General features: G+C 53.4%; 22 protein-coding genes. 9 read left to right on the forward strand and 13 right to left on the reverse strand.

The features are described from left to right. The first annotated feature begins 32 nt into the window (after window positions 1-32). The 3 genes from BM040_RS05195 (at window position 33) to BM040_RS05205 (ending at window position 1996) form a co-directional block, all read left to right on the forward strand. Window positions 33-626: a TetR/AcrR family transcriptional regulator gene (locus BM040_RS05195; protein ID WP_092099386.1), complete on the forward strand. Its 594-nt coding sequence runs from the start codon at window positions 33-35 to the stop codon at window positions 624-626. A 50-nt stretch (window positions 627-676) separates the two neighbouring features. Beyond that, entirely contained in the window at window positions 677-1186 is a 510-nt protein-coding gene (locus BM040_RS05200) for an acyl-CoA thioesterase (RefSeq protein WP_092099387.1), read from the forward strand. 174 nt (window positions 1187-1360) lie between these two features. Beyond that, window positions 1361-1996 carry an HD domain-containing protein gene (locus BM040_RS05205; RefSeq protein ID WP_092099388.1) on the forward strand — a complete coding sequence of 212 codons (636 nt, stop codon included), beginning with the start codon at window positions 1361-1363 and terminating at the stop codon, window positions 1994-1996. A gap of 146 nt (window positions 1997-2142) precedes the next feature. Here the strand turns inward: BM040_RS05205 and BM040_RS05210 are convergent, their stop codons facing one another. Further along, a complete protein-coding gene (locus BM040_RS05210; RefSeq protein WP_092099389.1) occupies window positions 2143-2532 on the reverse strand; it encodes a VOC family protein in 390 nt (129 codons plus the stop codon). Window positions 2533-2596: 64 nt separating this feature from the next. Then, window positions 2597-2863, reverse strand: coding sequence for a hypothetical protein (locus BM040_RS21560; RefSeq protein ID WP_139217764.1), 267 nt, complete (start codon window positions 2861-2863; stop codon window positions 2597-2599). On the opposite strand from BM040_RS21560, the gene BM040_RS05215 reads away from it, so the two are divergent. After that, window positions 2846-3316 carry a PaaI family thioesterase gene (locus BM040_RS05215; RefSeq protein WP_092099390.1) on the forward strand — a complete coding sequence of 157 codons (471 nt, stop codon included), beginning with the start codon at window positions 2846-2848 and terminating at the stop codon, window positions 3314-3316. The genes BM040_RS21560 and BM040_RS05215 overlap by 18 nt on opposite strands. Before the next feature lie 284 nt (window positions 3317-3600). Here BM040_RS05215 and BM040_RS05220 read toward each other — a convergent pair whose 3' ends face one another. Beyond that, the gene (locus tag BM040_RS05220) at window positions 3601-6474 is read right to left on the reverse strand and encodes a S9 family peptidase (protein WP_092099391.1); all 2874 of its coding nucleotides are present in this window, start codon (window positions 6472-6474) and stop codon (window positions 3601-3603) included. 307 nt (window positions 6475-6781) lie between these two features. Between BM040_RS05220 and BM040_RS05225 the strand changes: the two genes are divergently transcribed. The 4 genes from BM040_RS05225 to BM040_RS05240 all read left to right on the forward strand — a co-directional run bounded on the left by BM040_RS05225 (window position 6782) and on the right by BM040_RS05240 (window position 11375). Next, window positions 6782-7966, forward strand: a complete 1185-nt coding sequence (locus BM040_RS05225; protein WP_092099392.1) for an acetyl-CoA C-acyltransferase — start codon at window positions 6782-6784, stop codon at window positions 7964-7966. Window positions 7967-8068: 102 nt separating this feature from the next. Then, complete coding sequence (locus tag BM040_RS05230; protein ID WP_245756107.1) at window positions 8069-8626, forward strand: HEAT repeat domain-containing protein; 558 nt, start codon at window positions 8069-8071, stop codon at window positions 8624-8626. Window positions 8627-8842: 216 nt separating this feature from the next. Next, window positions 8843-10162 carry a toxin-antitoxin system YwqK family antitoxin gene (locus tag BM040_RS05235; protein ID WP_092099394.1) on the forward strand — a complete coding sequence of 440 codons (1320 nt, stop codon included), beginning with the start codon at window positions 8843-8845 and terminating at the stop codon, window positions 10160-10162. A 175-nt stretch (window positions 10163-10337) separates the two neighbouring features. Further along, window positions 10338-11375, forward strand: a complete 1038-nt coding sequence (locus tag BM040_RS05240; protein WP_092099395.1) for an SDR family oxidoreductase — start codon at window positions 10338-10340, stop codon at window positions 11373-11375. Between the two features lie 84 nt (window positions 11376-11459). Here the strand turns inward: BM040_RS05240 and BM040_RS05245 are convergent, their stop codons facing one another. Beyond that, window positions 11460-11966, reverse strand: a complete 507-nt coding sequence (locus BM040_RS05245; protein ID WP_092099396.1) for a cupin domain-containing protein — start codon at window positions 11964-11966, stop codon at window positions 11460-11462. Between the two features lie 215 nt (window positions 11967-12181). Between BM040_RS05245 and BM040_RS05250 the strand changes: the two genes are divergently transcribed. Next, window positions 12182-12829 (forward strand): SIMPL domain-containing protein, encoded by a 648-nt coding sequence (locus BM040_RS05250; protein WP_092099397.1) that lies wholly within the window; start codon window positions 12182-12184, stop codon window positions 12827-12829. A gap of 35 nt (window positions 12830-12864) precedes the next feature. Here BM040_RS05250 and BM040_RS05255 read toward each other — a convergent pair whose 3' ends face one another. The 9 genes from BM040_RS05255 to BM040_RS05295 form a co-directional block, all read right to left on the reverse strand. After that, the gene (locus tag BM040_RS05255) at window positions 12865-13359 is read right to left on the reverse strand and encodes a hypothetical protein (RefSeq protein ID WP_139217765.1); all 495 of its coding nucleotides are present in this window, start codon (window positions 13357-13359) and stop codon (window positions 12865-12867) included. 454 nt (window positions 13360-13813) lie between these two features. Next, window positions 13814-14647, reverse strand: a complete 834-nt coding sequence (gene ygiD, locus BM040_RS05260) for a 4,5-DOPA-extradiol-dioxygenase (protein ID WP_092099492.1) — start codon at window positions 14645-14647, stop codon at window positions 13814-13816. 488 nt (window positions 14648-15135) lie between these two features. After that, window positions 15136-16227, reverse strand: coding sequence for an SGNH/GDSL hydrolase family protein (locus BM040_RS05265; protein WP_092099399.1), 1092 nt, complete (start codon window positions 16225-16227; stop codon window positions 15136-15138). 143 nt (window positions 16228-16370) lie between these two features. Then, window positions 16371-17255: a phosphodiester glycosidase family protein gene (locus tag BM040_RS05270; RefSeq protein WP_092099400.1), complete on the reverse strand. Its 885-nt coding sequence runs from the start codon at window positions 17253-17255 to the stop codon at window positions 16371-16373. Window positions 17256-17296: 41 nt separating this feature from the next. Further along, a complete protein-coding gene (locus tag BM040_RS05275) occupies window positions 17297-18544 on the reverse strand; it encodes a hemopexin repeat-containing protein (RefSeq protein ID WP_092099401.1) in 1248 nt (415 codons plus the stop codon). Between the two features lie 150 nt (window positions 18545-18694). Then, the gene (locus BM040_RS05280; protein ID WP_092099402.1) at window positions 18695-20380 is read right to left on the reverse strand and encodes a BACON domain-containing protein; all 1686 of its coding nucleotides are present in this window, start codon (window positions 20378-20380) and stop codon (window positions 18695-18697) included. Between the two features lie 61 nt (window positions 20381-20441). Beyond that, a complete protein-coding gene (locus BM040_RS05285) occupies window positions 20442-21404 on the reverse strand; it encodes a sugar phosphate isomerase/epimerase family protein (protein WP_092099403.1) in 963 nt (320 codons plus the stop codon). Window positions 21405-21417: 13 nt separating this feature from the next. After that, window positions 21418-23154 carry a RagB/SusD family nutrient uptake outer membrane protein gene (locus BM040_RS05290; protein ID WP_092099404.1) on the reverse strand — a complete coding sequence of 579 codons (1737 nt, stop codon included), beginning with the start codon at window positions 23152-23154 and terminating at the stop codon, window positions 21418-21420. Between the two features lie 26 nt (window positions 23155-23180). Next, entirely contained in the window at window positions 23181-26729 is a 3549-nt protein-coding gene (locus tag BM040_RS05295; protein ID WP_217646691.1) for a TonB-dependent receptor, read from the reverse strand. Between the last annotated feature and the right edge of the window lie 37 nt (window positions 26730-26766).

Here is a 26766-nt window from a genome sequence, read left to right on the forward strand (position 1 = left end):
TTTTGCGTTTACCAAAGTATAAGTAGCGCCCCATGAGCAAGGCAGAACGCACACGCCAACTGATCATCGAGAAATCGGCCCACCTTTTTAACCAGAAAGGGTATGCCGGCACCTCCATGCAGGATATCATGGCGTCGACCGGGCTGACAAAGGGCGGGATTTATGGCCACTTTGAGAGCAAAGAGGAAATAGCCCTGCAAGCATTCGAGTACGCTGCCGCGCACCTGCTGCAGTTGCTCAGCGACAACATCACGCCACATACTTCTGCCACCAAAAAGCTGGAGGCAATTATCTCCTTTTACAAAACATACCTTTACGCACCTCCTATACAAGGCGGTTGCCCGGTGCTGAACACATCCGTAGAGGCTGACGATACCAATCCGCTGCTAAGGGCAAGTGTGGTGCGGGTGCTGAACAAACTGCACAAATCGGTGGCCAACATCGTGCGCCAGGGCGTGGCACAGGGAGAATTTAAGGCCGACACAGACGCAGAGCGCTTCTCTATACTTTTTGTAAGTATAATTGAGGGCGGCATGATGGTCTCGAAGGCCTACGGCGAAGCAAAATACCTGCATACCGGGCTGCAGCACCTGAAGCAGCTGATAGAGCAGGAACTGAAAGTATAATTTTTTTACCCAAAAACAAACCAATCGGTCTTTTTTAAACTAATCAAACCATGAAAGAAGCAACAAGTATCGCACAACAACTGGAAAGCAAAGTCCGCATCCGCTTTGAGGATTGCGACCCTTTCGGGCACCTGAACAACGGCCGCTATATCGACTATTTTATGAATGCCCGCGAAGACCAGCTGCGGGAACATTACCAGCTCGATATTTACCAGCACATGCAGCAAACCGGCAATGTATGGGTCGTGGCATCCAGCCAGGTGGCTTATCTGCAGGAAGTGAAGTTGAACGAAGAAGTAATCATCCGCACCAGCCTGCGCTGGTTTACAGCATCTGACCTGTTTATGGAAGGCCTGATGCTCCACCCCGAAACGGACAGGGTGAAGGCAGTAGTTTGGCTGCGCTTCGCTTACCTGAACGTACGCAAAGGTATAAAAGCCACCCATGAGCCACAGCTGGCGGAGCTGTTTGAAGCAGCCGCAGTAAAAGGCGCCGGGAAACCAGACCAGTATTTTGAGGAGCGCGTCCGGGAACTGCGCACTATGGCTGTTGCAGAATAATCCCTCAGCGGGCAGGCAAGCAGTAATACTCTAAGGGCTGTGTTCTACAGGGCTTTAGATATGACCTGTGCTGCCGGCAGCTTATTTATTTAATTACTTTTGATCATGCTTTTAAACCTTCTGCTTCGGATTCTATCATAAGATCAGCCTCCATCTTCAAATCAAAATAAATTTATGAAGGAGCAACTGAGACAGGTGCTTGAAGTACTTACCCTTGCTGAAAAACTAAAGTATGAATTGCGCCACAGCTGGCTATCGAATGGCAGGCAGGAGAGCGTGGCAGAGCATACGTGGCGCATGTCGCTGATGGTGGTGCTGCTGGAACCCTACCTGGATCAGGAGATAGACGTGGCGCGCACCCTTAAAATGGTGATTGTGCACGACCTGGTGGAGGCCGAGGCCGGCGATATACCTGCCTTCGAGGTAAAAACCCTGGCGCTGAAGGAACTGAAGCGTCAGAAGGAGCTGCGAGCTATCGAGAACCTGCGCGAGGCCCTTGGCCACGGGCTGGGACAACATGTGTACGAGCTCTGGCACGAGTTTGAGGACAAGCTCACGTACGAGGCGCGTGTAGCCAACGCCCTGGACAAACTCGAACTGCGCCTGCAGCACAACCACGCCGCCCTGGATACTTGGCTGGAGGTAGAGCAGGAGGCTGTTTTCCGAATGGACAACCATACCTGGTTCGACTCCTGCTTGGATCAGTTAAGGGAGTTGATTGAAGAACAGGCGGTACAGAAAATGGAAGAGGGCGGCATAAGCGTAGCCTCTGTTAAAGAACGCCTGTTAAAACAAGCACTCACCGTATAGGCCAAACAACACATTAGCACTGGGTCTTACAGATGTTGCGCCATCAGGATAAATTACTTTGTGCGGTACAACAAGAAGGCAGCCGCGCGCTTTAAGCCATGCATTTTTGATAAGATTAACCCCGGCACCAAAAAGCCGGGGCTTTTTTATAATTCAATGTCTGGAGCATAGGCCACTTCCAGCACAAAGCCGTTCGGGTCCCGGAAATCTACCGTGTAGTACTCAGGTGTATACTGCGGCATGGCCTGCGGTCCGCGGATGATGCTGCCGTTTATACTTCGGAGCCACTCCCCTACTCTCTCCACTACCTCCCGGCTTTGGGCATGGAAGCAGATATGACGCACGCCTAGGCTATCGTGCAGCTGCACGGGCATCTGCTTAAAGTATATTTCGTGCAAGCCGCAGCTAAAGGAGGTCTTGTTAAGCGCATCCCATCCAATCATCGGAAACAGTTTCCCGTAAAACGCCAGCGATTCTTCCAGGTCCTTTACCCAGAACTCCAGGTGGCTAATGCCCACGCCATACTTGTATGCCATACTTTAAATTCGCGTTTAATGTCCACTAAAGTATAAAAATCCGGAAAAGAATGCGGCGTCACATTTATACTTGCTTCCGCTGGCCTATGATGAAGTATAACGTACCTGAAATGCCGTGACTATACTTGCCATGCTTGTACTTGCGGCTATACTTCCAAATATATCTTCGCTGTTCCGGACATCCCTGTCCGGAACTAATCTGCTGCGGACTTCCTAGTCCGCGTGAGTCATATTGGTAGCCCAAGCTATACTTTATACTTTGGCACCGACCTGTCAAGCGCCGGTTTTCCTGATTTATACTTATACTTGCCTCATGCAACACCAGGAACATTACCAGCGGTTGGAGCGGCTCTACCACCAGGCCAAGGTGCAGGAACTCTTCAGTGGCAGCTCCATCAGCGTAAGCCACAGCCGCTCCGAAATTACCTTGCCCGTCCGGGATGCCTACTTTCATGGGGCCAACGCGCTGCACGGGGCGGTTTACTTCAAGCTGCTCGACGATGCTGCTTACTTTGCCGTAGCCTCCGTGGTGCGCGATGTGTTTATTGTCACGGCCTCTTTCCAGCTAAACCTAGTGCGCCCTGTAACAAGCGGTGTGCTAAAAGCGGTTGGCACCCTGCGCTCCCAAAGCAAGAATCTATTTATTGCGGAAGCCACGCTTTACAACGAACGCGGCAAGGAAGTGGCCTTCGGCACCGGCCAATTTGTGCGCACCACGCAACCGTTGGAAAGTTTAGGAGTTGGGGAGTTAGAGAGTTTAGGAATTAAAGAGTTAGAAAGTTAGAAGGTTAGAAAGTATAGGCCTCTCGCTCGCCTCCGGCGAGTGTGAGGTATTAGATGGCGTCCCGCCACGCTACGCAACAAGTATAAAAGTATAACCAAAGCATAACGTATAAACTTTAGAGGCCAGAGGCCTGGGGATAGCGCACACTCGCCGGAGGCGAGCGAGAACGGCTTAAAAAGTATAAACTATACTCCAACCATACTTCAACTATACATCAGCTAACAGCATAAAAAACGGGAGCAAGTATAACCTTGCTCCCGTTTCTGTTTATCGGAAAGTATAAATTATTCTTTTGCCTCTCCGGCTACTTCCGGCTCGGCTACCAGCTCCAGGCCGTAGTTCTTGCCTTTCACCACTGATGGCACGCCCTGCTCCATCCATACCGGAGCCGGAGCTCCTTTCAGGTAATGGTCGAAGAACTGAGACATGCGTACGGAGAGGTCCTTGCGGTTCTTGCGCTCCATCAGGTTGTGCTCCTCGCCGTTGTACACCAGCATCCAGACAGGCTTATTCAGGCGACGAAGCGCCATGAAATACTCGATGCCCTGGTACCACGGCACAGCGCCGTCGTTGTCGTTATGCATGATGAGCAGCGGCGTCTTCACGCGGTCGGCGAAGAAGAGTGGCGAGTTCTCGATAAACTGCATCGGTTTCTCCCACAGCGTACCGCCGATGCGGCTCTGGGTGCGCTCATACTGGAACTGGCGGCTCAGGCCCGTGCCCCAGCGGATACCACCGTAAGCACTCGTCATGTTCGATACCGGTGCGCCGGCCATGGCGGCCTTAAACAGGTGGGTGCGGGTCACCATGTAAGCAATCTGATAGCCACCCCAGCTCTGTCCCTGCAGCGCCATGTTCTTCTCATCTACAAAGCCCTGCTGCACCAGCATTTGCACACCCGGGATGATGCAGTCCATCGCACTCTCGCCCGGGTAGCCATCCTGGTACACGATGTCCGGCACAAACACCAGGTAATCGTTGCTCACAAAGAGCGGGATGTTGATAACAGAGGCGCTTGGGGCCGGCACGCGGTGATTGTGGATGCCGTCCGAAGAGCGCTCGTAGAAGTAAACCATCATCGGGTACTTCTTATTCGGGTTGAAATTCTCCGGCTTGTAGAGCAGGCCCTGCAGCGGAATACCATCCGTGGACTTCCAATCTACCAGCTCCACTGTTCCCCACTTATACTCTGCGGTCTGCGGGTTGGAGTCGGTGAGTTTGTCTACCTTGGCAAAGCTCAGATCCGAAGTATACAGGTCGTTGTAGTTACGGTAGTCGCCGCGGCGGAAGGTAACGCGGTTGCTGTTTTGGGCCTTGCTCAACGAGGTATAAGCATGGTCAGAGCTGATGAGCGGCTGCGGCTGAGCGCTTCTGCCCACATAGTCTTTGTAGTAGCCTGCTGCCTTGGTTTCATAGTTAAAGCCGGCCAGCACCAGCTCCGCATTGGCCGGGATGAACTTCTCCTCCGGGTCCAGCTTCTCGTAGCGCAGGCGCAGGTTGTTCTGGCGGCCATACGTGTCGGTCAGGTTAACAGCGGCTTTTTTGCCCGTTGGGTCCAGTTGCCAGATGTCGTGACGATCGTAAACGAGCAGGTGGCTGTCGCCCTCTACCCAGCCGGCCAGCCCGTAGCTACCCGGTAGCATCGGCATGTCGTTGTCCTCCTCATAAAACGGCACAGCTGCCTTTTTAGTCAGGTTGAGGCTGGCACCACCTTTTGTGCCGAGCACGTGCCAGCTGCTGTCCAGCGGCTCGTACCAGTACACATACTTGCCCATCGGCGAAAGGCGCGGGTTGCCCCTTGACTCGGTCAGCACCTGCTTTACCGTTCCTTTTTTCAGGTCGATCAGGAAAGCGTCCTTGCGGGTGGGGGTATCGTAACCGATGGTGATTTTATACTTTTCATCGCTCACACCCAGCGCCACATCGCCAGTTTTGTTCGCGTCCAGGTATACGTCCGGCATCTCCAGGGTAGCCAACTGCTGCATTTTACCGCCCCTCAGGTCGTACATGGCCAGGAAGGAGCGCTTGAGCGTGCGGTCGTTTTGCTTGAGCTGCATCGGCTGGATGAGCGGGTCTTTGTAGGTCCAGATATCCAGGCTTACCTTATCCTCTTCCAGTTGAGTGGTATCTTTCTCGTAGCGAACCGGGCGCGGGAAGGTGCCGAAGAACAGGCGCTTGCCATCTTCCGAGAAGTTCAGGCTGCCATGCTCGCTCACCATCCAGTTTTGCGGCATGCCTTTGGCCACCGTGTCGGCCAGCACCTGCTTTTTGCGGTCTTTGGTGTTCCAGTAGTTCAGGCTGAAGTAGCGGATATCAGCTTTTAGCGTGTCGGCTGTGGCCACATAGGCCAGCTGGTTGCCCACTTTATCGGTGCTGATGCCTTTGTAGGTCACCAGGCCCGTATCAATGGGCAACTCCTTAAGCTCAGCTGTGTTGAAGGCAAACACACCGGCACGATGCAACGAGTCGAGCTCATCCTTCACAAAGTAGAGCATGTTGCCCTGCTCGGAGAAAATGTAGTCCACCACGCGTGGGAAACGGTGCTCCTGCCCGGTGCTCAGGTTGCGCAGCACCAGATCGGTGCCTTTGGCGTCCTTGTTTGGCTTGAGAGCCGGCTTCTTGGCCTCTGCTTTTGCCTCACCTTCGGCTGCCTCCGTTTTCTTGTCTTCCTTTTTCTCTGGCAGCGGCTTTTCCAGGTGATAGGCCAGCCAGCCGCTTCCCTCCTTCGGCAGCTTGTAGGATTTCACGCGCGGCAGCTTCACCACGCTCATGTCCTCCAGCTTCACAATCGCCAGCGAGTCTTTGGGCAGGTCGTCGCCTTTCTTCTTTTTCAGCTTCAGGGCGCGCACTTTGTCATGCTCGGGCTTTATCTGGAAAACAGCATAGCGGCTGTCGGTGCTGAAGCTGGCTTTGGTGCCCCGGCTATACGTGGAGGTGGCATTGCGCTGCAGGTTCCGGATGTGGAGCGCGCCGTCGCCCTCCTGCGGGTTGATGCTGTAGAGCACGTACTGTCCGTTGCGGGAAAGTTCATCCCCACCCAGCGCATTCCAGCTGTCGTATACATCGTGGGAAAGTGTTTTTTTAGCTGCCTGTCCTTGTGCCTCGGCCTGCAGGAGGCTGGCGCCAAAGAGAGCAGCCAGGCATAAAAGTTTCTTCATTTCGGGTGAAAAGCTTGATAATAAGGTAAGTGTTGTGAATAAAGCTAAACAATATCGGCCAAAAGTATAGCCGTTCTGCAGTTTAGACAGTAAAATACCCCGGGAGTTTATAGCACACAGAAAAAAAGTATAAATGGAGTTAGAGAGTTTAGGAGTTAGAAAGTTAAAAGGTTAGAAAGTTAAAAAGTTGGAACTCTAATACTCTTAAGTTTGGTCTATTCGTTAGGGGCTATCAGGCCTAACGCTCGTTTGGTTTTGAGCGCAAATCCCTGTAACTTCACAACCAAACCCAATAAACATCAAAACTATGCAGATTAAAGAAGTATATATTATATCGGCGGTTCGTACTCCGATCGGTTCTTTCGGTGGTGCACTGGCCAGCCTTTCGGCTACGCAGCTGGGTGCGGCAGCCATCAAGGGAGCCCTGGAGCGAGCCGGCGTTGATAAAAAAGAGGTGCAGGAAGTGATCATGGGCAACGTGCTGTCGGCCAACGTGGGCCAGGCTCCGGCCCGCCAGGCAGCCATTTTTGCCGGCCTTGGCCACGAGGTAGAGTGCACCACCATCAACAAAGTATGCGCCTCCGGCTCTAAGGCTATTATGTTTGCTGCGCAGGCCATCATGCTGGGCCACAAGGATGTGATCGTGGCAGGCGGTATGGAGAGCATGAGCAACGTACCTTTCTACCTAGACAAAGCCCGTTTCGGTGCCAAGCTTGGCCACGGCCAGATGATTGACGGCTTACTGAAGGATGGCCTGTGGGATGTGTACAACAACTTCCACATGGGCAATGCTGCTGAGAACACGGCCCGCGAGCTGAAGATTACGCGCGAGATGCAGGACGAGTACGCCATCAGCTCCTACAAAAAAGTGGCTGCTGCCGCTGAGGCCGGCCTGCTGAAAGACGAGATCGTTCCGGTAGAAATCCCGCAGCGCGGCAAGGACCCGCTGATGGTTAGCGAAGACGAGGAATTCAGAAAAGTAAACTTCGAGAAAATACCAGGCCTGAAGCCGGTGTTTGACAAGGAGGGAACGGTAACGGCCGCCAACGCCTCCACGCTGAACGACGGTGCCGCGGCGTTGGTGCTCATGAGCAAGGAAAAAGCTGAGGAACTGGGCGTGAAGCCAATTGCCAAAATCCGTGGCTTTGCCGACGCCGAGCAGGATCCAATATGGTTCACCACTACCCCATCGCTGGCTATTCCGAAGGCGCTGAAAAACGCAGGCGTATCTCCGGAGGAAGTGGACTTCTATGAAATCAACGAGGCGTTCTCCGTGGTTTCTATCGCCAACAACCAGAAACTGGGCCTGGAAGGCGGTAACGTGAACGTGTTTGGTGGTGCCGTATCGCTGGGCCACCCGCTGGGAGCCTCCGGCGCCCGCATCGTGACCACCCTTTGCAACGTGCTCGACAAGAAAGGCGGCAAGATCGGGGTGACCGGTATCTGCAACGGCGGCGGCGGCGCCTCTGCCATCGTGATTGAGAAAGTATAACCTGTACCTTCGGTATATAATTTGCAGGAAGCCTTACGTTAAGCGCGTAAGGCTTTCTTTTTATACTTTAGCCTGTGTATTAAACTGATTCCTATCTTTTTGATGTTTACCAATTCTAGAGAGCCTATGTTATTAGAAACCGAATTAGCTAAATTTTGGGAATGGGCCGGCATGACGCCCGAGACTTACCCTGAAAACAGGGGCCTCGGAGAGTGGGAAACAGAGTACACGGATTGGGAGGCTTTGTATAAGGCAGCAAAGGAAGTGGTTGTGCAACTGAACACTGAATTTAACCATGACCTGGCCCAGCAGCTCGTTTATGCCCTTGCCATAGACAATGAATCGGGACAAGTTCTGGCGATTGTTGAGGAGAAATTGGAAAGCAAGCTGCGGTTTGTTAAAAAAGCAGTTAATTCAAACCAACCACAGGCTAAATGGCAAATTGCCGAGTTGCTCGGAAATGTGGATGTGGAGAACAGAGAGCAGATTCTGCTTAACCTGATTAACCGCAACGACGACAAGTATATAAAAAGAAGGGCCTTGTTGAGCCTGAGCAAAGTCAACCATCCTAAGGCGGTTGAAGTAGCACAAAAATTTCTGAAAGACACAGACCCCTTCCTGAAGTTGGTTTCTAAGGAGATCACGAAAAAGAAAGTATAACCTTATCCAATTCACATTTTGGAACAGGATGGACAGAATTTTAGGATGAGCAGGAGGAAGGCAGTATACTTACAGTATTATACTTTATACTTGCGGGAAAGTATAAGGTGCCTGTTCCTGCTACAAACCACCTGATAGCAAGCAGGTTGGGAATGATTGAAGTATAAATCCTGTTTCCCTTAATGCTGACAAAGTATAACATCACAGTTAAAGAACATGCGTAAACTCCTGGCATTACTGCTTCCGTTGGGCCTGGTGCAAAGTATGGCCCTGGCGCAACAGCAGGTCACCACTTACCACGACGAGGCGTTCACCCAAATTAAGGAAGAGTACTATATCACCCCCGACTCTGCCATTGTGGGCTATTACCAACGCTTCTACCCTACCGGCGAGCGCGAGGCGCTGATAAAGTTTGTGGAGGGCAAAAAGGACAGCGTGTACACCGAGTTCTACCCGAGCGGCCAGCCCAAAATGCAGATCAGCTACCACCTGGATGTAAAGCAGGGCCCTTTCCGGGCGTACCGCCCCGATGGCAAGCTGCTGCAGGAGGGTTACTTCGAGAACGATAAGCAGAGCAAGCTGTACAAAACCTTCTATGCCGATGGCACGGTGCAGAAAGAGACCGAGTTCGTGAACGGCTTTCCGGAGGGCGTGGTGCGGGAGTATTATCCTACAGGCAAACTCAAGTCTGAGATTACCTACCAGAACAGCAAGCAGAACGGCCCGGCCAAAACCTACTATCCTAACGGCAGCCTCGAAACCGAGGCCAGCTACCGCGGCGGCATGCTGCAGGGCTCCTACAAAACCTACTACGACAATGGCCAGGTAGAAACCGAGGTGCAGAACGTGGCCGGGCAAAAGCAGGGTACCTTCAAGAGCTTCTACCGCAACGGACAGCTCAGCACCGAGGGTCAGTTCCTGGCAGGCAAGATGCACGGTCCGGCCAAATCATACTTTGAGAACGGCCAGCCGCGCAGCGTCATCAACTACAGAAACGGCGAAATAAACGGCACGGCGCAGTACTTCTATGAGGATGGGAAACTCAAAGAGGAGATTACCGCCAGCGGCAACGGCAGCAACGTGAAAACTGTGCGCTACTACCTGAGCGGCAACCCGCAGGCCGAGGAGCAGCTCAAAGACAAACAAAAGCATGGCAACTGGAAGGTATACTTTGATGCCCCGGGCAAGAAAGTACAGTTAAGCGAAAACTATAACACCGGCAGGCTGACGGGAGAGCGACTGAGCTATTATGACAACGGGCAGGTGCAGGAAAAGCACGTCTATGAGAACGGTAAAATTGTCGGGGTGAGCTATACCTACTATCCGTCCGGCAAAACCAAATCAGAAACCAACCACAAAGATGGCCTGCGCTTCGGCCCCTACAAGGCATACTTCGAGGACGGCAAAACAGAAGTCGTGGGGCAGTTCCGCAACAACCGCGAAACCGGCACCTGGAAGTACCACAGTCCCGAGGGCAAAGTGATTAAAACCCGCGTCTACCGCAACGGCCAGGTCATGGAGGAAAAAGAGAAGTAAGTACAAACGGCTTTCCAAAGTATAAAAGCACTCCACAGTGGGTGCTTTTTGCTTTTAGGCTGCTTCAAAGTATAGCAAGCTATACTTCGCCCTTCCCCGCTTCACATAACTATGAAAGGTAGGCAGGCGTAACATCAGCAAACAGAAAGTATAAACTCAAGAAGCGATATACAACATGACGACTGATGAAAATAACCGAAACGGAGCCTCTAAAGGCGTAGTGGTGATTACCGGTGCCTCTGCCGGGTTAGGCCGCGCCTGCGCCCGCGAGTTCGCCAAGCAAGGGTATGACGTGGGGCTGCTGGCCCGAGGCAAAGATGGCCTGGAAGGCGCCAAACGGGAAATAGAGCAAATGGGCCGCCGGGCCGTGTGGGTGCAGGTGGATGTGGCCGATGCAAAGGCGGTGGAAGAAGCGGCCGTGAAAATAGAGCAGGAACTGGGCGAGATTGACGTATGGGTGAACAACGCCATGAACAGCGTTTTCAGCCCGGTAAAGAAAATGGAGCCTGAGGACTATAAACGCGTGACCGACGTAACGTACCTGGGCCAGGTGTACGGCACCTTGTCGGCGCTTAAACGCATGCTGCCCCGAGACCGTGGTTCTATTGTGCTGGTGGGCTCGGCGCTGGCCTACCGCGGCATTCCGCTGCAGTCGGCGTACTGCGGGGCTAAGCACGCCATCCAGGGCTTCTACGACTCGCTGCGCACTGAGCTGATGCACGACAAAAGCAATGTGAAAATCACGATGGTGCAGCTGCCGGCCATGAACACCACCCAGTTCGGTTTCGTGAAGTCGCGCCTGCCCAACAAGCCGCGCCCGATGGGCACCATTTACCAGCCCGAGGTGGCCGCCGAAGTGATTGTATATGCCGCCGAGCACGAGCGCCGCGAGTACCGCGTGGGCTACCCTACCCTGAAGGCCATTATCGGCAACAAAATCGCCCCTTGGTATGCCGACTATGTACTGGCTAACACAGGTTTTGACGGGCAGCAGACAGACCAGCCCGAAGACCCGAACCGCAAAGACAACCTCTACGAGCCGCTGCCCGGCGACCACGGCGCGCACGGCACCTTCGACGACCAGGCTACTTACAGCAGCCCGCAGACATGGCTGAGCCTGCACCGCCAGGAGGTACTCACCGGTGCCCTGGCCCTGGGAGCACTTGTAGTTGGCAGCTTGTTTGCCAAAAACTGGAACGGAAAGGAAGCATAAACCGACCGGACAAGTATACAATAACAAAAGCGGCCGTTGCTGAATAAGCAGCGGCCGCTTTTTTGATGTTGTAGCAAGTATAACTTACCTGCCGAAGTCGTCCTGCACGCGCACAATGTCTTCCTCATCAGAAGGCTGGGCAGCATCGGTGTGTTGCCATATCTCGGCCAGTACGCCCCAGTCCTGCAGACCCACCAAGCGGTGGCGCTCGCCTTGCTGCAGCTTTATCTGATCGCCGGGGTTAAGTACTTTTTGCGCTCCCTCTTCATCAGTATCGCTCGTTACCACGCCCACAGTGCCCTTTACCACGCGCCAGATCTCGGCTCTGCGGTGGTGGTACTGCCACGACAAACGTTTCTCCGGGGCCACTACCAGAATCTTCGGGCTCAGTTTGCCGGAAATCTTCAGGTCATCCACCGAAATGCCGTTAAAATAAGTATCGGCAAAGCACTGGGCCTGCGACTCGTCGATTACAAAAAAGCCTCCCCAGGGGCGGGTGCGGTCCTGCTTGTCTATGTTAAAGCCTTTTGCCTGCAGCTCCTGCTCCAGTTCCGCGAAAAGCCTGTCTTTCGTTTCTGCTTCCGTTGTCATCCTTCGTTCTTTTATTTTATACTTTAGTTCTATTTTAAGAGCCGAATATAGCCTTACGCAAATAACGTCAGAAATTCCTAAAAATTCAGAAGGACTTTAAAATGTCTAACCCGAAGAGAAAGTATGAGCCCCCTCCAGGTATACTTTTATACTTCGCTCCTGCTTCTGAATAATTTAACTATATTTATACTTGCTGATATAAAACCCACACATCCATGGAGCGAAAACTGCAGATAACGGGGCGGGGCAAACTGTCCGTCTCACCAGACATCGTTATACTTTCTTTTGATGCCTCGGCACACGAATGGGAGTACGAGAAAACGGTAGATGCCCTCAACAATAAGGTGGAAAGTTTACGTGCCATATTAGAGAGCGTGCACGTGGAACGCAAGAACCTGAAGACAAAAGACTTCAGCATCCGGAAGGAAACGACCTGGAACAAGAAGACTGAGAAGCATGAATTCAACGGTTTCAGGGCCACGCACCACCTGGAGCTGGAGCTGCCGCTGGACAAACACCTGCTCAACCGCCTGCTGGGTCAGCTCGCAAAGCAGCTCGACAACCTGGATTTCAGCATCGCTTTTGGGGTGCGCGACGCCGTCGCACAGCAGCAGCAACTGGTGTTGCAGGCCATAGCCAAAGCCAAGGAAAACGCCCAACTCATCGCGGAGGCCACCGGCGTGCAGCTACAGGAAATCCTCGACATCGATTACTCCTTCCGGGAGCTTACCATCCGCTCCCAGCGCCACGACTACCGGCTGTATGAAACGGATGTAGTGTCTACCTACGATGCTGCCCCCGACTTTGAGCCCGATGACATTGATGTATCGGAGACCATTACCATCACCTGGAAGATAGGTTAGAAGGCTGACAGGCAGGTAGGATAGCCCTGGCTCAGTTATGCTGCAACCAGCCACTCCAGGGCATCCTCTTCTGAGAGAAAATACTGGGTAATAAAGGGCGGAGCTTTAACCTTCACCCGTTTGTCGAGCACCTCGTTTGTCATTTGCTGCAGCGCATCTGTGGAGGACACGATAGCCAGGTACTTCAGGTGGCTTTTGGAGATTACCTCGATGGAGATTTTGGCCAGCCATCCCTGGTCATCCATGGTGAGCACACCCATGCGCTGGTTATTGACCAGCAACTTTCCTACATCCAGGCGCAGCAGGTGCCTGCCGGTCTCCTCTATTCCATCCCGGTACTCGTGGCTTTTGACCGACCTCCGCCAGCACACATGCAGCAGGTTGTTGGGCTTGTCAAAAATAATATCTACGTAATCCGTGTGGTACAACAACTCCCTGTCGGCGTCGCCTTTCCCTGACACAGACATACAGGCTTCTGGCATGTAGTTATGGCCAGCCCCTACATGGTCTTCGTCCGTGCGCCTCTTCAAATTATCAGCCCTGTTCGCCATATAATAAACTATCATTACCAGCAGCCCTCATGGTATGGAGAACTACCGGAGCAAAGTATAAAAAGTACAAAATAATAAGAGGCAGCCCTTTGCCTGCACTACATGGCTGCAAAGGTAGAAACTCTTTTATGATTAAAAGGATTCAGCACACAAAACAGATTTTATACTTTCCGTTACCTTATACTTTTTGGTAGCCTCCGGAGAAGTCTTTGCCAACTAAGTACAAAACTTAAAGTGCACCATACCCGCTTAGTAGTTTCTACGCAAGCACCGCTTCCCGCCACACCTCTTTCGCGAAATACTACCTACCGGCAACCGGACAAAAAAGGCGGTTTGCTAAAATCCCGGTGAGGGCGAGAACAAAAACACCCGACGCTTGCTGCTGCGCCGGGTGTAAAGTATAAAATCTTGTCTTGAGCTAACAAAGGAACACTTACCCAATCAGTACCGAGGTCATGGTAAGTGAGCCCGCTACGGCCTTGTCGTTAAAGAAGGTGATGTCATCCTTGCTGCCTTTCAAACCTAAAGTATAAAGCAATGGCCAGTAATGCTCCGGCGTCGGGATGGCCATCATTGCCTCGCGGCCAAGTTTTTCATACTTAATGAGTTTGTCGTGCTCCCCGTTTCGGATGAGCTCCTTAAACTTGTTGTTGATCTGGATGGCCCAGTCGTAGCCGTACTCATCGTCGTTGAGTTTGTCCCAAGCCACCATGCGCAGGTTGTGCACCATGTTGCCGCTGCCCATAATCAGTACGCCCTTCTTGCGCAGCTTCATGAGCTCCTTGGCCAGGTCGTAGTGGTACTGCGGGCCTTTGGTATAGTCTATACTTAGCTGCAGCACCGGGATATTGGCCTCGGGGTACATGTGGCGCACCACCGTCCAGGCGCCGTGGTCCAGGCCCCAGTCGTGGTCCATTTCTACCTGCGTGGAGGTGATGATGGAAGCTGTTTCCTTGGCCAGCTCAGGGCTGCCCGGCGCGTTATACTGCACCTGGAACAACTCCTGCGGGAAGCCGCCAAAGTCGTGGATGGTCTTCGGGAAATCCATGGCCGTGATGCGGGTGCCTTTGCTCAGCCAGTGCGCCGACACCACCAACACGGCTTTCGGTGTCGGAATCTCTTTGGCTACCTTGGCCCATTTCTGGCTGAACTCGTTGTCCAGGATGCCGTTCATCGGGGAGCCGTGGCCCATAAACAGCACCGGCATCAGCTGGTCCTGTTCCCCCAGGTCTTCTGTAAATCTATTGAATGCTGATAAAGTGGTCATACCTACTGTTCCTGCTACAAGTGTTTTAATGAACTGCTTTCGCTTCATGTTTCAGTTCTTAATAAATGTTAACCGTACAGCCTGCCAAAGTATAACTGTACCTTCATTTACAAAGGTACCACCGTTGCCCCCTCCCGCGCCTTGATTTAGGTTAAGAAATGCGTCAGGTGGAGAGCTGTTTGCGGATGCGGTGAAGGGTTTTGGGGATGTGCTGAACTATGCAGGTATACAAACGAGAAATGCCCCCGCATCTGCGGAGGCATTTAACACAATCAGGAAAACTAAAATGTCACTAATAGCCCCTAATAACTTAACCTATCATATCACAAATATATAAAATGTGTACGAACACGCAAACACATTATTAAGAAAAATTTATTCTATACTTTTTATCTTCTTGCAAGCAGGCTTCGCTTTACTGTTTAAACTCTGATTCAGCGTTTTACAAGTATAGATGAAGTATACACCTAACCTGATACCCCTCTCTGTTACCTGCCGGCCAGGTCATACTTGCGCAGTATTTTCAGCAATTGCGGCTGCAGTTGCTGCAGCATCCGGTCAAAGCCCAGGTCGTTGGGGTGGCTGCCGTCTATGGTGCCTTCGTGGTCATCGCCAAGCTGCCGGGGATAGGAAAGCAAGTATAAATCCTTCACGCCGCTGCGTTGCAGCTTCGCCACCTCCTGCTTTATCTGTTCGTTCTGCGCCTGCACCCGCTTGCCTACCTCCTGGTCAAAGGCCCCGTTCTCCCGCACGGTGCTGGGAATAACAAAAATGGGTGCTTTCGGATGATGCTGCCGGATGGTGTTCACCAGGTAAGCGGTTCGCTCGCGTATCTCGTCCGGAGAGGAGTTGGGCACGCAGTCCAATACAAAGGCATCCGCCGGGATGGTGGTAATCATATCAGCCACCGCTTTTTCCATTTTGGCGCTGCCGCTCAGGCCCAGGTTCATAAAGTTCAGTCCTGTGGCGCGGCTCATCCGCGCCGGGTAGGCCATTCCCGGCCTGCTGGCCGAGGCGCCCTGTAAAATGCTGGAGCCATACATCAGGATGCGCTTCTGGAAAGGGTCAGGCAGTGGCTGCAGGGTGGCCCCGGCGGCAACGCCGATTTCCAGGCTGGTGGTTTCATCGTAGAGGGGCAGGTAGAGCAGGCATTCCTTCTCTCCTTCGGCCATGTTGCGCACCAGCGTATACTCGGTGCAGTCGCCGTTGGGCCTGCCCACACCGGCAAATTGCCAGCGCCCATCCTTTTTAATGTATAGGTCCAGCCCCTCGTAGGCGATGGCCGTCATGTTAGACAAGGTGGTGCGGGGACTGGTGCACCACTTGGCAGAGATTGTCGTGCTGTTGGTCTTGAAGGCGATGGCCAGGCCGGCTGAGTTGGTCAGAAGTCTTTTTACTGCCTTAGGCATATCCGGGTGATCCACCGTATCCACCCGATGGTATACTTGCTGGGTGGGTAGCACCTTGCCAACCAACGTTAAATCGGTGGCAGGTGTATAGACGGTAGATTGCGCAAAGGATGGATTTGCAGCGGCAAGGAAAAGTATAAGCAGCGCCCAGGTAAGTTTAAATTCTTTCATCTGTTGGGGTTTATGCGATGGTCAAAACGATGGCTGGCAGCCACCATGCGTTGCGTTTTAAGCTTAGGCTTTGGCTAGGAAACGAGACAGGCATGAAATATTCCCCATGCCTGCCCTACTCGTTTTATACTTGATATTTCATTTTACTCCTCCACAAAGGCAATGACCGTGGCCACGCCACGCTCACCTTCATGGTCAAACTTCTTGTTGTCGCAGGGGTAGTTAACCACACCGCGGTTGCGGAGCCAAGCAGTAGAAGAGCCTCCGCCGTCCAGGTTCATGGCCTCCACACAACCCAGGGCATGCATCACGGTGGCCAGTTCCTCGGTGGTCATGCCGTGGGCCTCCGAAAACCTGCCGTCCACCACCACCGCAATCAGGCGGTTATCGGCCGTAAGCCCCACTGCCGTCCGGGGGTGGCGGTTGGTGTTAAAGACTTCCTGCACCTGCGTTACCGGCTTGTCTTCGTACACAAGCAATGGCCCCGAGGTAAGCAACGTATTGGCTTCGCTTAGCGAGCTCCAGCCTGCTGCGGGTTTCTTCTCAATCGAGATACTTCTGTCCGCCGCTATGGCAAAGCCTGCGTTCTCGCGGTAAGGAGTAAAGCCGCTCCGGGTGGTATTAATCACCTGGCCATCCTTCTTAAAAAAGACGGTGGAGCCTCCCTTGGAAGTATCAAAGTATGAACCGTTGATGGCTGCGGTGGCCCTCACGCGGGCGGCGCCCTCGCTTGTCTTCAGGAACCCCGACGTCACGTAAGGCATATCCACCTTCAGTTTTTCGTCTTTCAGGTCGATTTCCAGGATGGTGATGCTTTGGTTGGAATTGAAAAGGTTATCAAAGTGCTTATACTTCCAGACAATAGACTCCGATACTTTTTTGGTTTCCCAGGTTGCGTTGGCCAGTTGTTCGGCTACGGTCTGGGGCACCTGCACGACAGGTGGCGTGTTGTCCGGCGTTACTTCGTCTTTCGAGCAGCCGGCCAAGAGCATGGCTGGGAGCAACAATAGGGCTAAAAGTTTTTTCATATGCAATTCTTAAGCGATGTTGAATTTCAGCGTGCAGCGGTTTACTTCTTTCCAAGTATACTTTCCGGCCACGCCACTTCTATGTTTTTCGGGTAGTCCGGCTCCACTTTCATACCTCCCTCCAGCGATATCACGACGTATTCTTTCCCCCGGAACAAGTATACCTTGTTCTCCCGGCTGTTGTAATCGGCGGCATCCAGGTTACCGCTTCCCCAGGCAAAAGGCCAGTCGGACACCAGCGTGCTAATCTGCTGAGGTTCTCCCGCCCCTTTGTTTTTACCAGCCGGCACTTGCAGGTACTCCTCCCCTTTAAAGAGGAAAACTTCTTTGCTCTTCGGGTTATAGAAGGCCGCATCCAGGTAGCCCTTGTGCCAATGGGTGGGCAGGTTTTTCACTAGGTCTGCCAAGGGTTTTGGAAAGCCCGCATCCAGCGTTTTGGCCTCCGGGGAGAAGCGGGCATACTCCGTACCTTTGAAGATATAGACCTTGTTATCACTGCTGTTAAAGTAAACGGCGTCTACCTCACCAACCCAGGCAGCGGGAATGGCAGGCAACGTATGGGCAATCTTTTCAACGCTTCCACTGCCAGCCTTTCCTGTGCTTTCCACATACACCAGGTCGTTTATCAGGCGATAAGTCGTGTGTTCGCGTTTCTTCTTGTTTTCCACCGTAAAGCCTGCGCCCACCATGGGCCAAAGCGCCTTGGCAACATACACCTCGCTTTTTACTTGCGGGTCGAAGATGTTCGTGTAGTTTACCTTGTCGGTGCTTTTGGGAAGGATACCGCCCTCGATGTGGTACACGGCCGTGACACTGTCGTTGGCCGTGAAGCGCGCTGCCACCGGAATGGCGTGCCAGTGGTTGGAGACCACGTAAAGCTTGTCGCCGGGCCTTATGACTTTGGTGCCGTCGGCCTTCCGGAGCAGGCGGCTATAAGTATAATTCTGCACCGTAGTTTTGGATTTCTCCTCTTCAAAGATAATCTCTGCCGGTACGCCCTTGGCTACCAACAGTTCCCTCATCTCAGAGGCTTCGCAGATTTTGGATTGATGCGCGGCGCACCCACCTGACACCACGATGTAATCGAACGAGGGGGACGAGGCGAAGAGCCGGTAGCCCACCTCCACCCTTTCCACCAGCGTGTTCCGGTCGGCAGAGCCTAAAATGAGCATGCCGTTCCGCTGGGCGGCCGGCTGTTGCTGCGCCACGGCCTGCAGGCTGGTTACCTGTATCGCCAAAAGTATAAATACCCACCTTATTGATAGCTTGCCGAGGATTCCGTTTCTCATAATACGCTCTTATTTTTACACAAAAAGGTGTCGGGTTTTGGCAACCGCAGCACCTATACTTTCTACATGCCCTCCGTCAAGAAAACGTAGCGCAACAAGTATAAAAAGTATGGGGAGTATAAAGTATAACTCCCCATACTTTATAAGTAATTAGTTGCCGCCAGTTAGCGCGCCCATGGTGCGCAAGCCGGAGCGGCTCTTTTGCTGCTGGTCCTTTGTTATCATGCTGCTTTCCACGGCAGGGGTAAGGCTACCACCCAACCTGGTTAGGTCATCAGTGCTCATACCATGCTCCAGGGCAGGGTTGTTTTCCCCCACCGGCACATAGGCCTCAGTCAACATAGTGCCCGCGCTGAAGCTGGCTCCTTCGATGGCCTCGCCGGTCGCGTCGTAGGCTATACTTCCCAACACCGAGGACTGCACCACCGGTGCTGGCGCATCGGCTTCGTAGGCATCCACATCCGGCCCGTCGTCTTTCTGCGTGTTGCCTGACACAATGGAGTTGTAGATATTCACCTTGTTAACCCCTGCTCTTCTGTAAATACCACCGCCAGGTCCGGCGATGGCGTTACCGGTAATGGTGGTGTTCACAATTGTTGCCTCGTTGTCCTGGTATAGCATTACGCCACCGCCCCCGTTGGCAGAGGTACTGGTGTTGCCGTAGATGAGGCAGTTTACCAGCAGGCCCTTGGAATTTTGGCGGATGTAGTAGGCGGCACCATAAGACCGGCCCTTGTTATCGGCAATAACAGAATTATACATGTTCACCGTGGCTTCAGGGTAACCGTGCACACCTGCGGCTGTTCCGCCAGAGTTGCCTATCACCTCCGTGTCGTAGATGTTAGCAACAGACTCGCTGATCCACACGCCACCGGCATTGCCAGCCGAGTTGTTGTTGTTTATTTTGCTTCTGTGGATGGTGACCACCGAGCCGCCGAAAGCATACAGGCCAGCTACGTTCTTCTCAGAGTTATTGTCCACAATCTCGGTGTCCAGGATGTCTACCACAGCGTTACCGATGGTGATGCCGCCGCCGTAGTCTCTTCGGAAGTTTGTTCCGTTAATTTTGGCCGAAGTGGTGGCTGCACCCGCTTTACCCTCCGTGATTTTCAGGCCCTCCAGCACTACTTTCTGGCCTTCTGTTTTCGGTGCCGACACAGTTACCACGTGATAGGCCACGCCGCCGCCGGAAAGTATGGATTTATACTGCTGCGGATTTGCCTCGCTGCCCTCTGTGGCATCAGCCGGGTAGCCCCCTCTTAAGCGAATATACTTGCTGATTTCAAAGGTCACGTCGCCTGCGTCTCCTGCCTCACCACCGGTTACGGTCACAGTCGGCGTGTAAACGCCTTCTGCGATGTGGATGGTGTTGCCGCTCACCGCGATGGCCAGCGCATTCTCCAGGCTGGTGGCCTCGTCCCAGGAGTAGCCTTCTCCCGTGCCGCCTACCTTCACGTAGATGTCATCCCGGTTGCCGGCTTCCTGCGTTACCACAATTTCCTGCTGCGTAACGCCATTGGCTGTTACCGTAATTTTGCCGGTTCGCTCATCGTCATCGTTTTCCTGCACCGTGAAAGAGAGGTTCACTTTTCCTTTCTCGCCAGCGGTCTGTTCCAGGGTAATCCAATCCACGTCGGTCGCTGCCTGCCAGGCTTGGTTGGTTAGAAAAACAACAGCGTGTTTGCTGCTGGTGTTGGCCACGGAGAATGCCTCGTTCTCCAGAAACAGCTTGGGTTCAAAATCCTCTTCATCCTTCTTGCAGCCCGCCACCGCGATAAGTAAAAAGGCAGCCAGGAAGAACCGCGTGATATAACTGAATTGTCGTATTCTGTTCATGGTTGATGCTGGTTTTTAGCAATGGCGCCGGCGGGACAGGTCTGCCCCGCCGGCACCCTGCTTATTTGCTGTTGATATAATTGGTATAAAGCGACTGGTAGCACGTGGCAAAGTCCTTCTCATCCTCAAAGGCACTCTCGTACATGAACGGTCCGGTATACTTCACCTCCTCCAAAGCCGCCAGAATGGCGTTCCAATTGTTCTTGCCCTCGCCGGTGCACGGGAAGAAGTGGTTCTCCGCCGCCCCGGTACCATCCGCGATGTGCACCGTTTTCAGGCGGCTGCCCATGGCCTTAATCAGGTTCTCCGGGTTCTTGATGTGGTTCATGTCGATGGCTGAGTAGATGGTCTTGGGCAGTCTCTGAAAGATTTCCACCGTCTCCTCTACCGTGCGCATCAGGGGGCGCTCCCGGCCATTGCTGGCCGTTAATTCCGGGCCGAGCATGTTCTCCAGCACCATGGTGGCGTTTATACTTTGCACCGCTTTGTCGAGCTCCGTAGCCGACTTGATCAGCTGGCTTTTGCGCCTGTCGCGCTCATTTAGGCCCAGGTAGTAGCTCGGGTGGAAAAGTATAATCTGCGGCTCCAGAATCTTCAGGAATCCGATCAGCTTTTTGTGCTTGTCCACCACATCCTGCCTGTCCTCCTCGTTGATGATAGAGAGGTCGATGTTCTGGCCGTAGGGCATGTGCACCGACCATACTTTGATGCCGGCCGCGTCCGCTGCTTTCTTCGCCTCCGTCAGTCGCTTGATGATCTCCTCATCCGAGAGCTTAAAGTTCCGGTTCCCGTCCAGGAACAGGCTCATACCCGAGGCCTCCACATAGCTCACCCCCACCGATTTGGCGTAGGTTAGTTTTTCGGCAGTAAAGTTGCCGATGGCTAAGCCATAGCCAATTTTCAGGGGCGCTACCGGGTCTTCTTTCGCTGGCTCCTCCGGCTTGGGCTCATCTTTTCCCGAGTCGCAGGCGCTGAAGCTGAGGAAACAGGCAAGTAGTATTGTTAACATTTCGGTTCTTTTCATGGGTGTGAAAATTTTACTCCCAGTTCGGGTTTTGCTCCAGGTTCTCATTTAACCGCAGGTCCTCGATCGGCAGCGGGTAATAATAGTCCCGGCTTTCGTCGAAGTAGCCACCCAACTGGAAAGGGTTCAAGTAGCCTGAGGTGCCGTTGGTTAAGGGCCGCTGCTGGATGTTGATGATAGTGGAAGCCTCTTTCGGCGCACCGGAGGCATTGCCATCGTGCAGGAACACATCGGCTTTGCCGTCGTTGTTGAAGTCGTGCGCGCCCAGGCGGGAGAAGTAGATGCCCACCATCGGCTGCTCTATTTTCTTGCCTTCTTTCCAGCGCATCAAATCATCCCAGCGGTGCCCCTCGTTGAAGAGCTCAATCCTGCGCTCCCGACGAAGTTCCAGGATCACCCCCTTGTTAGCTCCTGCGTCCACGTTCGGATACATGGCCGCTAAGTATGGGTCGGGGTTGGCATTGGCCTGTGCCAGGTTGAGGTGCGGCATGCCTACCCTGTCTCTGAGCTTGTTGATGCTGATATCCAGATCCTGCTGCGTAAGAGTGCCCAACTCGGCTTTGGCTTCCGCATAAACCAACAAGGCCTCAGCATAACGGAAAATGATGATGTCCATGTAAGAGGCTGTCCACTGATCACGGGAAGGAAGCGCTTTAATTACGCGGTAACCGGTGGTGGTGCCGTTCAGATTCACCGGCTCAGGCGTGCTCTCACCGTACACGGTAAAATTCGGTCCGGCGGTGGTCTGCGTCAGACGGGGATCGCGGTTCTGCATCTCCTCATAAAACTCCATGGTCTCATACCCTGCCTGGTCTGTGAACCGGCTACCGTCCTTCATCAGGTAGCTGTTGATCAGATCTTTGGTAATACCCCAGGCCCCTTGGGTAGGCGCCGTCATGAGGTAGCCCAGGTTGTGCTGGCCTAGATCACGCTCATAGTCCCTGGCCAGGATAGTCTCTGTAGGATCTTGTGCGTTACGGGAAAACAACTCGCGGTAAGCCACATTAGGCCCGCCTGCCGTAAACAACCTATAGGCTCCTGAATTAATCAGTTCCTCTGAGGCGGCAGCGGCTTGCTGCAGCAACCCCTCATAATCGCCCAGCCCATGATATTTTCTGTAGGTGCCTTCATGCAGCGCGATTCTCGCTTTCAGAAGCAGGGCAGTATACTTGGTGATGCGGTTTAGTTTTACCTCCGCCGGAATGTTGGCAATGGCATAGTCAATATCGGCCATCACCGAGTCCATCACCAGTTTGCGCGGGTCGCGGGCCTTGTACAGGTCAGGGTCTCCGGCATCCAGCACTTTGTTATACCAAGGCACATCCCCAAAGCGCTTTACCTTGTCGAAGTAGAAGTGGGCGCGGAAGAAGCGGGCGATGCCGCTATACTTGCGCTTGGCTGCCTCGTCGGGCACCCGGTGGTAGTTTTCCAGGAAGAAGTTTATGTCACGCAACCTGCCCCAGGACCAGCCGCCGCTGCCACGGGTGGTAGGCACAATGCGGTTACCACGTACCCTGTCGGCTGCAGTCAAAGGCACAATGTTGTCCGAAGAGGCGTCATCGCTGTACACCCCGGTGGTAGGCAACATGGTGTAAAAATCATTGGTGGCTACCTCCAGGTCCGTAGCGGTTTTGAAGAAGAATTCTGCGTCCACCACGTCTTTCGGGGGCTTGTCGAGAAAGTCTTTCTCACAACCGGTAAAAAGAAGGGCGATGGAAGCGAAAACGGAAGTTATGTATATTCTTTTCATCTTTTAGTAGAAATCATCAGGGTGAGTTATAGCGTCACGTTAATGCCCAGCGAATACGTTTTACCCATCGGATAGTCTCTTAAGTCGGCTCTACCCACGGCGCTGCTCGGGTTAGAATAGTTGATGGCAGAACCTGCCTGCTCCGGGTCGATGTACTTGCTCAGGCCGCCGAAGCGCACCGTGAACAGGTTTTCCCCGCTAAAGTATACCCGCAGCCTTTTCACGCTAACTTTGGAGGTCAGGGCCTCCGGCAAGGTATACCCAAAGGTCAGGTTCTTCACGCGCATGTAACCCACATTCTCCAGGTAATAGTCGTTCATCTCGTAGAGGGATCGGCCGCCGTTCAGCGAGGCGTAGCCACGCTCTATCTGCGGATACTTGCCAGGGTTTTCCGGTGTCCAGGCGTTGTCTACCAGGTCTTTGCGCAGGAAGGACAAGTATGGCCGCTGGTAAGTGCCCCAGTAAATATCACCGGTTGGGTACCAGTTCTGCTTTGCCACGCCGGCACCGGCCACGGATAGGTCGAAGCCTTTCCAGCTGGCGCTCACATTAAAACCAAATGGGAATTTCGGCATGGCGTTACCGATTGGCTGCAGGTCCCCGTGGTCTTCCAGTGTATAGTTACCACGGTCGATTCGGCCGTCACCGTCCACGTCCACATACTTGATGTCGCCGGCGCGCAGCCTGTTCCAATCGTTGTTCTGCACCACGTTCAGGATGTAGTTATACACGTTGCCTAGGCTGTTGCCAGGGTTCACGAAAGAGTTTTGGTAAGCTTGTGCTTCCTCGTCTGTCTGGAACTGACCGGCCACATGGTAGCCCCAAATCTGGCCCAGTTCCTGCCCTTCCCAGTAAGTGCTCATCAGCCCGTTCGGGTTATCAAACTTGGTAATCACGCCCTTAAAGTTGGACACGCTGGCCGTGGCGCGTACAGAAAGCGGCGATCCGCCCACGTCAAAGCTGTTGTTGTAGCTCAGGCTCAGGTCAAAGCCCCTGTTGCGCAGGGAGGCCAGGTTCTCTCTTGGCTCGGCTGCCCCGAACACTCCTGGCAGTGGCGTGCCCGGCAGGTACATATCCTCTGTCTCCTTCTGGAACACGTCGAGGGAGGCCATTAACTTGTTTTTGAAGAAGCCCAAGTCAGCCCCGAAGTTGATCGTGCTGGTGGTTTCCCAACTTACCACTTTTGGCAGTGGCCCGGGAGCACTGGCATAGATGATTCTCTGCCCACCATCGAGCCACTCGGACCTGCCGACGCCCATGGTTTGCTGGAAGGTATTGGTGCTGATGTTCTGGTTACCCAGTGATCCGTAAGAGGCTCTCAGTTTGAAGAAGCTGATTGCGTTCTCCAGGGGTTGCCAGAAACTTTCCCGGTTCATCTGCCAGCCTGCCGACACAGAAGGGAACAACCCCCATCTGCTCTCGCTTGGGAAGCGGGAGGAGCCATCGTAGCGGGCATTTACCTCCAGCAGGTACTTGCCGTCAAAATCGTAGTTAAAACGTCCGAAGTAACCCTGCACCGACCACAGCTCTGCCGACCCGTCGGCAGCCATCAATTCGGTGCCAAGTGCCAGGTTAGCCAGGTCCCGCATCAACAGTCCACCCTGCTGGGCAAACACACGGTCACGCTCAAAATCCTCCTGGTTAAAGCCCGCCATCAATTTAAAGTGGTGGTTACGCCCTACCTCCCGCTCGTATGTACCGTAAGCATTCAGGGCATTGTAGTTATCTTTCCAGCGCCACTCATTCAGGCGGTTAAGGCCTACTGTCTGCCTATCCAGGCGTGCGCCGGTCAGGTACTCAAACGAGTTGAGGCGAGTAGAACTGGCTTCGTTGGTGAAGCGGTTGCTGTAATTGAAGTTGAACTCCAGGTCTTTCAGTGGCGTGAGTCTGGCCCTGAAGGTGTTCGTCAGCTCTTCGATATTGGTGCGTTCCCAGTTCTGTGCATACTCCATCGCAGCCGGACCGCCCTGGCCATACACGTCCACTGGCACGCCATCTACCATGTTGGGCTGGAAGGGATACAGGTAGTACCAGGTGGTGGTACTCCACATGCCGCCGTAGCCATTGCGGTAGCCGCCAAACTGCTCGTCCTTTTCCTGGTTGAAGAGGATGTTATTCGACACCTCCAGCCACTTGTTAGGCTTAAAGCTTACGTTGGCCTTCAGGTTGTAGCGGTCCATGCCCCCGTTAGCAATGTTGTTGATGTCTTCCCGCTCGAAAATCCTGCCCGACAGGTAGCCTTTTAGTTTCTCCGTACCACCTGATACAGAGATGTTGTGCATGTTTGAATACTGGTATTTCTTGAAGAGGTAATCGTACCAGTTGGTGTTGTAGAATAACTTGTAGGTGCCGTTTGGCTGCAGCTCATGGAAAGGCGCAATCTCTCCCCTGGATACCATTCGGATTGTTTCCCAGTCGAGGTCGTTGTAGCCGGTGTAGGATGTTCCATTGTAGCCAAAAATAGCGGCATCCACCGTCTTGCCATACACATAGGGGTCTGAGATAAAATCGGTGCGGGTAGTAGGTGTGGTCCAGCCGAAGTTGTTGGAGTAGTTCACCACCATGTCGCCGGCCTTACCTGTTTTAGTCGTGATCAGGATAACCCCAAAAGCGCCCCTGGCACCATAAATGGCCGCAGAGGCAGCGTCCTTGAGCACCGTCACGTTCTCCACATCCTGCGGGTTCACGCGCGTGATGTCTCCCTCGATGCCGTCGATGAGCACCAGCGGCCCGCCGCCGTTAATGGAGTTAAAGCCCCTGATGTTGATGTCCGGCGTAGCAGTCGGGTCACCGGTATTCACCTGTATGTTCAGGCCGGGTAGCAGGCCCTGCAGGGAACTGGTGATGTCATTAGCCGGGCGAAGGGCGATGTCTTCGGCATTTATCTGGTCTACCGCGCCGGTCAGGTTAGCTTTTTTCTGGGTACCGTAGCCCACAATCACCACCTCTTCCAGCGCTTTGGTATCTTCTAACAGTGTGACGTTGATTGCAGCCCGGCTGCCGATCTCTACCTCCTGGGCTATAAAGCCGATGTAGGAGAAGATCAGGGTACCATTGCCGTCCGGGACAGCGATGGAGTAGTTCCCTTCCCCGTCCGTTGGCGCTCCTTTGTTTGTTCCTTTAAGCACCACCGTTACGCCGGGCAGGCCAACGCCGTTTTTGTCGGTAACCTTTCCTGTAACCGTAATGCCTGTTTGCCGCTTTATACTTTGCTCGGCAGGCTTCACCACAATGGTGTTTTCTACCAGGCTGTAGGCCAGCGGTTGGTTGCGGAAGATCTCCGCCAGGGCCTGCTCCAGGTCGGCGTCTTTTAAATCAAGCGAAACTGGTTTTGCCAGCTGCAAGAGCTCGTCGTTGTAGAGAAACAGGTAGCCGCTTTGCTTGCTGATGGTCTTAAACACCTGCTGCAGGGAAGCGTTCTTCTCTGTGATGGAGATCCCTTGCGAGAAGCCGTGGGCGTGCAGGTGCATACACGTCACCATCGAGGCCATAATCGTTATCCTCTTGGCAGGAACCATCCTGGGCAGCCATTTACAGATGCCTCTGCCGCTCCTGTGTAGTAGATTTTGTTTCATAAAAGAAGGGTGTTTGGGTAATTGGTAAAGACAGTTA

Source organism: Pontibacter chinhatensis (assembly GCF_900113285.1).
GTDB lineage: Bacteria > Bacteroidota > Bacteroidia > Cytophagales > Hymenobacteraceae > Pontibacter > Pontibacter chinhatensis.